This window comes from Cohnella sp. (assembly GCF_041641335.1).
In the GTDB taxonomy this organism is placed as follows: Bacteria; Bacillota; Bacilli; order Paenibacillales; family Paenibacillaceae; genus Cohnella.
This window is the reverse complement of the sequence record NZ_JBEPYQ010000098.1, coordinates 18,441-27,677: the sequence shown is the minus strand read 5'-3', so window position 1 is coordinate 27,677 and position 9,237 is coordinate 18,441. Positions and strand designations below refer to the sequence as shown.

Genomic DNA, 9,237 nt, shown 5'->3' with positions numbered 1-9,237 from the left:
GAATATTTGGGCATCAGCGGCAGTTATTTCAGCCTGCTGTTCAAGCAGCATTTCGGGGAGACGTTCGTCGAATACGTAACGAAGCAAAGAATGGAGATGGCCAGATCGCTGCTCGCGCTCAGCGACAAGAGCGTCACGCAGGTCGGGCAGATGGTCGGATACACGGAACGCCGCTATTTCACCCGCGTATTCAGCAAGTATACGGGTATGCTGCCGTCGGAGTATCGCGAGCAGCAGCAAAACCAGTCCGGAGCGGACAAACCGGCATGGACGAATCAAGACGGATGAGGAGAGAAAATCATGACGACAAACAAGGGTTTTGCGGAGCTTACGCTTAAGCAGAAGATCGGACAGCTGTTCATGTGCGGATTCGAGGGGACCGAGCCGACGAAGGAGATCGACAATCTGATTCGGGATTACGGGCTGGGAGGCATTATCTACTTCCGCCGCAATCTCCGGGACGCAGAGCAGGTTCGCGAGTTGTCGGCCAAGCTGCAGGACGCTTCCGAGCACCCGCTCTTCATCGCGATCGACCAAGAGGGCGGCATGGTCGTCCGTCTGGAAGAAGGCGTAACGGTTATGCCGGGGGGAATGGCTCAAGGAGCGGCGGCCAGCGAAGCGCTGACGCGCGAGGCTGCCAAGCTGTCCGGCGCCGAACTGCGCGAGATCGGCATCAACATGAACTTCGCGCCTTGTCTGGACGTGAACAACAATCCGCAAAACCCGGTTATCGGAGTCCGTTCGTACGGAGAAGATCCGCGGCGGGTGGCGACCCTCGGCTTGGCGGCAATCCAGGGCTACAAGGAGGGCGGCGTCGTGGCTGTGGCCAAGCATTTTCCGGGACACGGCGACACGGCGGTCGATTCGCATCATGCGCTGCCGGTCGTTCCTCACGGCGTCGAACGTCTGAACGAAGTGGAGCTGTACCCGTTCCGTTACGCGATCGAGCGGAAAGCGGATGCGATCATGACGGCGCACGTCGTATTTCCGGCTTTTGAATCCGATCCGACGATTCCGGCAACGCGTTCGGAGCGCATATTGACCGGACTGCTTCGCAAGCAGCTTGGGTTCGAAGGCGTGATCGTAACGGATTGCCTGGAGATGAACGCGATTTCCGAGACGATCGGCGTCGCGCGCGGAGCGGTTGAGGCGATCAAGGCGGGCGCGGACCTCATTCTCGTCAGCCATCGCATCTCGCGGCAGACGGCCGCCCTCGAAGCGGTGATGGAAGCGGTCATGACGGGAGAGATCTCGGAGGAGCGCATCGACGAAGCCGCCCGTCGGATCTGGAACCTCAAGCAGACGCAAGGCTTGTTCGGCGGAGAGCTTCCGAAGACGGACCGGGCAAGGGCCGAAGAGGTGCAGAGAGAGCTGAGCGAAGCGGCGGTGACAGTCGTCAAAGGAGGGCAGCATCTGCCGCTTTCCAAAGAAGGCAAGACGGTCGTCGTCTGGGCGGAGCCGCATTCCCGCACGGAAGTGATCGAGGTCATTCCGCAGGATTGGACGCTGGGCAAGGCGCTGAGCGCCGCCGGCTACGACGTGGAGGAGGTTCGGGTCGGAACCGAACCGACGGCGGAAGAGGCGGAGGCGGCCCGAGCGGCGGCAAGCTCTGGACGGCGCGCGATTTTCGTGTCGTACGACGCGGCTTTCTCCAAGACGCAATCCGAGCTGATCCGCGAGCTGAGCTCGGGCGAAGATGGCTCGTTCGTCTGGGTGGCGGGCCGTACGCCTTACGATCTTCAGAGCGTGCCGGAGGCCCCGGTCTACCTGTGCGTCTACGAGAACAAGCCGGCGATGATGACCGCGCTGGCGCGGGTGCTGTCCGGAGAACTGCCGGTCACAGCTCGGCAGCCGGTAACGATCGGCGATTACGCGCGGATTTTGATCTGACATACGAACGGTCCAAACGATTTTTCTCCCAGACTTTGGCGGGAAAAATCGTTTTTTTATTGTCCATGTTGTATAATTACGGGCAAGGGAAGGGGGAACGGATGAAGTGACTACTTATTCGCGGGCGAGAACGCATCACGAGAAGAAGGCAAAGCGCCGCGGGAAGACGAAGCTGCTGCTTGCCGTCAACGGATTTCTGCTCGTCTGCCTCGCCGTCGCGGCTTTCGTGATCTGGAAAGCGGGACAGGACGGGGCGAACGAAGCGTCGCCGCCGGCCGCGACTCAAACGCCGTCCGGGCAAGCTGGGGGCGGCGAGCCGTCCGAACCGGCCTCCGCGGGCGATTCGGGGGGAGGCGAGACCTCCTCGCCGTCAACGGAACCGTTGGCAGAGCCGGCGGATGCGGAAGGGGGAGAGACGGTAACGCTTGCGCTCGTAGGCGATATCCTGCCGGCGGCCAGAGTGCTGGAGCTGATGAAAATCAACGGCTACGATTATCCGTTCCGCGAGTCGAAGGCGCTGCTGCAAGCCGCCGACATCGCGGCCGGCAATCTGGAAGCCCCGATTACGGTTCGCGGAACTCCGGCGGAGGACAAGCAGTACGTATTCCGCGGAACGGTCGAAGCGCTGGAGGCGGTGAAGGACGCCGGCTTCGATTTTCTGTCGCTGGCCAACAACCATACGCTGGATTACGGCTGGCAGGGCCTGAGCGATACGATGGACGCCCTGGACGACGCCGGCCTGAAGCATGCGGGTTCGGGCAACGACGACAAGGAAGCATTCGAGCCGTCCTACATAGAGGTCAAAGGAATGTCCGTCGCGTTCGTCAGCGTGACGCGGGTCGTTCCGGTTGTGGAGTGGAAAGCGGACAAAAACCGTCCGGGAGTGGCGGAAGCCTATTCGCCCGATCGGGCGGCCGCCGCCATCAAGGAAGCGAAGAAAAACGCCGATCTCGTCGTCGTGATGGTCCATTGGGGAAAAGAAAGGAATGATCGGCCGGTCGCCCATCAGACCGATCTGGCCCATCGTTTCGTCGACGCGGGAGCGGATCTCGTCATCGGCAGCCATCCCCACGTGCTGCAGGGCTTCGAGAGCTACAAAGGGAAGTGGATCGCGTACAGCCTTGGCAACTTCGTGTTCTCGACGACCAGCGTCCGTTCGTCGGAAACCGGCATCCTGAACGCCGAGTGCCGTCGCGACGGCAGCTGCGATCTGTCGTTTACCCCGATGTTCGCGAAGAACTCGCAGCCGGCCCCGATGGAAGACGCCGAAGGGAAGGCGCTTCTGGCCCGCCTGTCGTCGCTGTCCATCGGCGCGGCGGTATGGGAGGACGGCGCCATTGTGGCACGGAATTAAAAGCTTCGCGAAAGGGCTGCGCAATTTGCCCTTCAGATATCACGTTTACGGGAGAAGGGGCAATATGAACAAACCGTCGAAGGCGTCGCTCCATCCGTGCATCGCCCATCGCGGCTTTTCGGGCAAAGCTCCCGAGAACACGATGGCGGCCTTCAAGCTGGCGCTGGAGTATCCGCACGTGGAGTGGATGGAGCTGGACGTGCATCTGTCCAAAGACGGCGTCCCCGTCGTCATTCACGACGCCACGCTGGAGCGTACGACAAGCGGAGGCAAAACGCGGGTCGTCGATTATACCGCGGAGCAACTGGCGAATCTGGACGCGGGCGGCTGGATGGACGCCTCCTTCTCTTCGGAAGGCGTTCCCGCGCTGGAGCAGGTGCTCGATCTGATCGCCGGAAGGTGCAGGCTGAACATCGAGCTGAAGGGCGGCGACTCCGACTTCGACCGCCTTGCTCTCCGGGCGGTAGAAGTCATTCGTTCGCGGGGAATGGAGGGCGAGCACGTCATTACGTCGTTCGAGCCCGAGATTTTACGGGCCGTGCGCAAGCATTCCCCCACGCTGAGAATGGGTCTTATCATTGACGATAATCCTGCCGATCTCGTCGACCGGCTCGTCTCGCTCGGCTGCTCTTACCTGTCGATCGGGTTCCGACATCTGAATGCGAAGCTGCTCGAGCAAACCGCCAAAGCGTCGATAGACGTGATGGCATGGACGGTCAATTCCGTCTCCGACCTGCGCAGATTGGCGGCACGTCCGGAAGCGTTCCAACTGTGCACGAATTATCCCGACCGCTGGCTTGCGGCGATAGAAGGAGAAGACTAACATGAGTGAAACAGCCGGCTTGGGAACAGAGGATCTGCGCAACATCTATTGCGTCGGACGCAACTATCGGCTGCATGCCGCCGAACTGGGCAACGAAGTGCCGACGAGCCCGATGATCTTCACGAAGCCGACCCACTCCGTCGCGGCGATGACGGGCGGCGAACTGCGCCTTCCCGGTTCCCAAGGAAGCGTCCATTACGAATCGGAGCTCGTATTCGCAATCGGAACGCCGTACGAGCCGGGAATCCGCTTCGACGAGCTGGTCTCGGCGTTTACCGTCGGGCTCGATCTGACGCTGCGGGACGTGCAGGACAAGCTGAAGGCGAAAGGGCATCCGTGGCTTGCGGCCAAAGGCTTCCGCAATTCCGCGGTGCTCGGACGCTGGCTGGCCTATCCCGGAGCCGCGGAGATCGAATCCCGCGAATTCTCGCTATCGATCAACGATCGGGAAGTCCAAAGAGGCAACGTCCGCGACATGGTGTTCGACCTGCAGACGCTGGCCGATTTCGTCGGCAGCTATTACGGGCTGGGGCGGGGAGATCTGTTGTTTACCGGGACGCCCGCCGGTGTGGGCGCTCTGGCCGACGGCGATCATCTCGACGCGAGATGGAACGGGGAGAGCCTCGGCAGCGTCGTCGCGAGAATAGATCATTAAAATGGAATAGAGGAGCCTGCCGGCACGTTGACCGGAAGGCTCCTCTATTTGTCTATTCAGTTCTTTCGCCTTCGTCGGCCAATCGTTCCCGAATGGCCAGTAACTGCGGAAGATGGGCGAAGAAAGCGTCTACGAGCCGGGGATCGAAGTGCCGTCCCCGCTCCTCCCGGAAGAAGCTTTCGATTCGGTCCATCGGCCAAGGCTTCTTGTACACCCGCTCCGCGCTCAGCGCGTCGAAGACGTCGGCCACGGCCGTAATCCGTCCGAAAATATGGATGTCCTCGCCTTGTCGTCCGTCCGGGTAACCGCTGCCGTCCCACTTCTCGTGGTGCTGTCCGGCGACGATGGCGGCGGCTCGCAGCAGTTCGCGCTTGGAGCCGAGCAGCAGCCGATAGCCGATGTCGGTGTGCGATTTGATCGTTTCGAACTCCTCGGGCGTCAGCTTGCCGGGCTTGTTCAAGATGGCGTCGGGAATCGCGACCTTGCCGATGTCGTGCATTGGGGAAGCGGTGCGAAGCAGTTCGGCTTCCGCCGGGCTCAGTCCGAGCGCGATCGCGAGAACGTAGGAATATTCGGCTACGCGTTTGACGTGGTTGGCGGTCTCCCTGGAGCGGATTTCTCCGACCTCGCCCATCTTGGAGATGATCTCCCGCTGCGTGTCGAAGATTTCCTGGTGGAGCATCACCGACTCGAGCGATTTGCCGGCGTAGGAGGCGGCCAGGGAGAGGAGCTCCAGATCCCGCGGCGTGAAGTGGTCGATTTCGGTCAGCTTGTTGACGGCCTGATAGGCTCCGATAATGTTGCCGTCGTTATTGCGGAACGGAACGGTAATGATCGATTTGGTGCGGTAGCCGGTCTTGCGGTCGTTCTCCGAATGATGCCGCGGGTCCGAATAGGCGTCTTCGATAATGATCGGTTCCCCGGACACGATCGAACTGCCTACGAAACCTGTCCCGTAGGGAACGCGGATTTCGTCGACGCCGTGCGCCACCGTCGTGTACAACTGCTTGCTTTCCTCGTCAATCAGCCATACCGTGCATCTATCGGATAAAATCAGTTCGCGTCCCATATCGGCCATATGCACGAGTACGGCGTTCAGTTGCCGCTCGCTTGCGATTTTGGCGGTATAGTGGAAGATGATCTTCAACAAATCGTCGGAATTCAATTCTTTTTTATACATGCGACGTCACTCCTTAATCGCCCCTTTCCAATATTCGTGAAAAATATGTCGAATCCTGCCGTTCTCGAAAAAAACGAAGGGACTGTCCCATAAGTCAGGGCAATAAAAATGATCGATTCGTGAACATGGGGGATATATCTCCTTCCGCTACAATGTACCCCAGAAAGTGACGAGAAGCTTCGCAGCTTATTCCGATTACTTTCCGGGGACCCCGAAGCGCGGTCATGAAATCTGGAATGGATTAACCCGTTACAAGGTTATTTCATGACCGTATGAGGCAGGCGCTTCGCTCTCCAGGAGATATATCCCCCATTCTTTTTATCGATCACTTTTCTGTTGTTGCCCTCTAATGACTTATGCGCAGCCCTTGTTTTTAGGAGATAGACGCCTCACTCTTCGTCGTTCATTTACGTCCCGAGCTAATTCCATCGATATAATAAGTAATCGCTTTGGCCAAGCTTTCCATCAGGTCTTCCTTCATCTGAAAGCCGCCCATCGATTCGAGAGAGGCGAAGCCGTGGACCATGCTGCGCAGGCCTCGCACGGCGTGAACCGTATCTTCTTCATGGATGCCGAGAGGACGGAGCAGGCGGAAGAACAGATGAAGCACGGCGTCGGAAGCTTGCTCGAACGCTTCCGGCTTCGGAGAGGCGACGCGATTGATCGCCTCGTAGAGACCGGGGTGCTCCCGCACGAACAGCACGTAGCAGCGACCCACTTCAATAAACGCCTGTTTGCCCGAGTATCCGATAGCGGCATCGTGAAGCCGCTCGTTTAATTGAGCGACGGCATGAACGGCGAGCTTCTGGCGTAAATCCGGCAGTCCCTCTACATGGTTGTAGAGCGAGGGGGTCCTTATGCCCAGGTACCCGGCCACATTAGCAAGGGTAACTTGGTCCCATCCGTCGCGATCGGCGATGTCGGCCGAGGCCGCGATGACCGTCTCGGGTTTGATTCCGGCTCTCATCCGGCATTCCTCCCTGCCGCGGCGGATTCGGCGGCTTTGATCGCTTGCTCGATCGCGGCTGCCGGCTGAAGCAAGGCGGGACCGTGTCCGACGGCAAGCACGTTGGGACGCAGCTCCAGCACCTTGCGCGCGCTTTCGATGGCGGTCGGAGCGTGCCAAGTCGCCATCGCCGGGAAGGGGAACGCCCATTGCAGACGGCCCGATACGGCGAAGCCGCCCTTCGTCTGGAAGGCGTCTCCGGCGATCAGCGCCTTGCTCCCGGTTTCCAGGAAGGAGAAGTGTCCGGGCGTATGTCCCGGAGTCGCGATCGCGACAAGGGAACCGATCCGCTCCCCGTCTTCGAACAGAAAGTCGGGTTCGAAAGGCGCTCGCTTCGGCACGCCTCCCTTGATCGGAGTCTGCGCTTCGCCGGGCAGCAGGCTGCGATCTCCCCTAAGGAGCGCGGCGTCCCTTCGGGAAATTCCGATCTGCGCGTCCGGATAGGCCGTCTTCAAATAAGGAACGGCGCCAATATGGTCCTCGTGAGCGTGCGTGAGCAGAATGCGGGCGAGCGGTTTGCCGGTCGACTCGATCGCGGATCGTATTCTTTTGGCGACGAAAGGCATGCAGGCGTCGATCAGCGTGACGCCGTTCTCTTCTTCGACCAGATAGGCGTTAAGCGGAAAAAGACGAGGCATAAAAATGAGTTGGGACACGTTGCCCCATGTCGTTGTTTTCATAGCGTAAGCCCCCCCAAAAAAACTAATGTTAATTATATTATAACTAATGTTATTAGTTTTTGGCAAGGGGGCATTTTGACCTATTCCGTATGCAAGTAGCTAAACGTCGAAAAAGGGGGAAAATATCTACAAACGCCTCAAGACGATCTTATCCCTATGTTAGCTGTTTGACTCCCTTACTTTGGACAAAAATCAACTTACAATAAGGGTGTAAGAATAAACCATATTCCATTTGGGAGGGTCCTAAATTGAAGAAGAAACTGGTTACGGTAACGGCCTCGGTTCTCGTGTTGTCCTCGGTATTGAGCGCATGCGGCGGCGGCAACAAGGAAAACAACGCATCTCCGTCGGCATCCCCGGCTGCAAGTCCGAGCACTAGCGCAAGCCCGAGCGAAGCCGCTTCTCCGGCTCCCGTCGAGAGATTTGACGTATCCCTGCGTCACATCCAAATCGGCGAACTGCAAAAGTTCCGCAAAGCGATTCTGGACGAAGTCGTGCAAAAAGCCGAAGCCGAAGTTCCTGGCGCCAACTTCGAAATGGACGCGGTAGAAGACAGCTTTAACCGTTGGACGAAGCTTCCTGCGGAAATGGCCGCAGGCAACCCTCCGAAAATTTTCGACTTGTTCGGCGGTCCGGGCGACGGTCAGAAATTCGCTCGCGCCAACAAGCTGCTCGACCTGACTCCGATTCTCGACGAACTCGGAATCAAAGAGCAATTCACGGATTACTCGACCTTCGTCGTAGACGGCAAAGTATACGGCTTGCCGATCGGCGCCGGCTCCGAAGGCTGGTTCTACAACAAGGAAATTCTGGATGCCAACGGCATCGCCATTCCGAAGACGCTCGACGAGCTCGAAGCTGCTTTCGAGACGCTTAAGGGCAAAGGCATTACGCCGATCGCGATGGGTTCGCAAGCCGCATGGGTACCGTTCATGCTGCTGAACACGCTCATCCCGCGTTATGCAGGCGAAGACATTCAAGCAGGCGTTGCCAACGGTTCCCGCAAAATGACGGAGCCGGAAGTCGTAGCCGCTCTGGCGAAATACAAAGAGTGGGTCGACAAAGGCTACTTCACCAAAGGCGAGCTCGGCATCGATTACACGGGCCAAACGAACGAATTCGTCGCTGGCAAAGCGGGCTTCCTGTTCGACGGTACTTGGAGAGTTTCTACGTTTAACGCGGACGGCGTAGGCGGCGCGTTGAACGGCAAAGTCGGCTACATCGCAATGCCTGCCGTACCGGGCGGCAAAGGCGACCAATCCGCGGTCAACTACAACCAAAACAACGGCTACGGCTTCTCCGCCGACGTGAACGACAACGAAAAAGCGGCTATCAAAGCGTTCATCAAACATCTGTACACGGAAGAGTATCAAGTTCGCGGATTCCAGGAAGACGGCGTGTTGCCTTCCATGAAGGTCGACGCTTCCAAGCTGACTTCCGACAATCCGATCATGCAGCAAGTTCTGGCTACCAACGCGGCAGCAGGCAAAGTATTCCCGCACTTCGACTCCCTCGTTCCGGGTACGGTTAACGGCGAGTTCGAAAAGCAAATCCAGAACCTGATCGCCGGCAAAGCCACTCCGGAAAAAGCGGCTGAAGAAATTCAAAAAGCGATGGATGCGGAACTGGCAGCATTGAAATAGTCTGAA

9 protein-coding genes are annotated in these 9,237 nt (G+C 58.6%); 6 read left to right on the top strand and 3 right to left on the bottom strand.

The window, feature by feature from the left end; all coding sequences use genetic code 11:
* The 5 genes from ACESLM_RS25155 to ACESLM_RS25135 form a co-directional block, all read left to right on the top strand.
* Window positions 1-288, top strand: a 288-nt coding sequence (locus ACESLM_RS25155; RefSeq protein WP_372635893.1) for a helix-turn-helix transcriptional regulator, incomplete at its 5' end; no start/stop codon positions are given.
* Between the two features lie 12 nt (window positions 289-300).
* Window positions 301-1,890 carry a beta-N-acetylhexosaminidase gene (gene nagZ / locus ACESLM_RS25150; RefSeq protein ID WP_372635890.1) on the top strand — a complete coding sequence of 530 codons (1,590 nt, stop codon included), beginning with the start codon at window positions 301-303 and terminating at the stop codon, window positions 1,888-1,890.
* A gap of 106 nt (window positions 1,891-1,996) precedes the next feature.
* Window positions 1,997-3,244 (top strand): CapA family protein, encoded by a 1,248-nt coding sequence (locus ACESLM_RS25145; RefSeq protein ID WP_372635887.1) that lies wholly within the window; start codon window positions 1,997-1,999, stop codon window positions 3,242-3,244.
* A 64-nt stretch (window positions 3,245-3,308) separates the two neighbouring features.
* Window positions 3,309-4,067, top strand: a complete 759-nt coding sequence (locus tag ACESLM_RS25140) for a glycerophosphodiester phosphodiesterase (protein ID WP_372635884.1) — start codon at window positions 3,309-3,311, stop codon at window positions 4,065-4,067.
* A gap of 1 nt (window position 4,068) precedes the next feature.
* On the top strand, window positions 4,069-4,722 hold the full coding sequence (locus ACESLM_RS25135) for a fumarylacetoacetate hydrolase family protein (protein WP_372635882.1): 654 nt from the start codon (window positions 4,069-4,071) through the stop codon (window positions 4,720-4,722).
* Window positions 4,723-4,774: 52 nt separating this feature from the next.
* Here the strand turns inward: ACESLM_RS25135 and ACESLM_RS25130 are convergent, their stop codons facing one another.
* From ACESLM_RS25130 to ACESLM_RS25120, 3 genes are all read right to left on the bottom strand, one after another.
* A complete protein-coding gene (locus tag ACESLM_RS25130; RefSeq protein ID WP_372635879.1) occupies window positions 4,775-5,902 on the bottom strand; it encodes an HD domain-containing phosphohydrolase in 1,128 nt (375 codons plus the stop codon).
* 403 nt (window positions 5,903-6,305) lie between these two features.
* The gene (locus ACESLM_RS25125) at window positions 6,306-6,869 is read right to left on the bottom strand and encodes a TetR-like C-terminal domain-containing protein (RefSeq protein ID WP_372635876.1); all 564 of its coding nucleotides are present in this window, start codon (window positions 6,867-6,869) and stop codon (window positions 6,306-6,308) included.
* The gene (locus ACESLM_RS25120; RefSeq protein ID WP_372635873.1) at window positions 6,866-7,588 is read right to left on the bottom strand and encodes an MBL fold metallo-hydrolase; all 723 of its coding nucleotides are present in this window, start codon (window positions 7,586-7,588) and stop codon (window positions 6,866-6,868) included. Before ACESLM_RS25120 ends, ACESLM_RS25125 begins: the two co-directional genes overlap by 4 nt.
* A gap of 248 nt (window positions 7,589-7,836) precedes the next feature.
* Between ACESLM_RS25120 and ACESLM_RS25115 the strand changes: the two genes are divergently transcribed.
* Window positions 7,837-9,231 carry an extracellular solute-binding protein gene (locus tag ACESLM_RS25115; protein ID WP_372635871.1) on the top strand — a complete coding sequence of 465 codons (1,395 nt, stop codon included), beginning with the start codon at window positions 7,837-7,839 and terminating at the stop codon, window positions 9,229-9,231.
* Window positions 9,232-9,237: the final 6 nt, after the last annotated feature.

Bases quoted from the DNA above. Each gene is read 5' to 3' on its own strand.
- ACESLM_RS25120 (WP_372635873.1), bottom strand. From the start codon at position 7,588: ATGAAAACAACGACATGGGGCAACGTGTCCCAACTCATTTTTATGCCT.
- ACESLM_RS25130 (WP_372635879.1), bottom strand. From the start codon at position 5,902: ATGTATAAAAAAGAATTGAATTCCGACGATTTGTTGAAGATCATCTTC.
- ACESLM_RS25135 (WP_372635882.1), top strand. From the start codon at position 4,069: ATGAGTGAAACAGCCGGCTTGGGAACAGAGGATCTGCGCAACATCTAT.
- ACESLM_RS25140 (WP_372635884.1), top strand. From the start codon at position 3,309: ATGAACAAACCGTCGAAGGCGTCGCTCCATCCGTGCATCGCCCATCGC.
- nagZ (WP_372635890.1), top strand. From the start codon at position 301: ATGACGACAAACAAGGGTTTTGCGGAGCTTACGCTTAAGCAGAAGATC.
- ACESLM_RS25125 (WP_372635876.1), bottom strand. From the start codon at position 6,869: ATGAGAGCCGGAATCAAACCCGAGACGGTCATCGCGGCCTCGGCCGAC.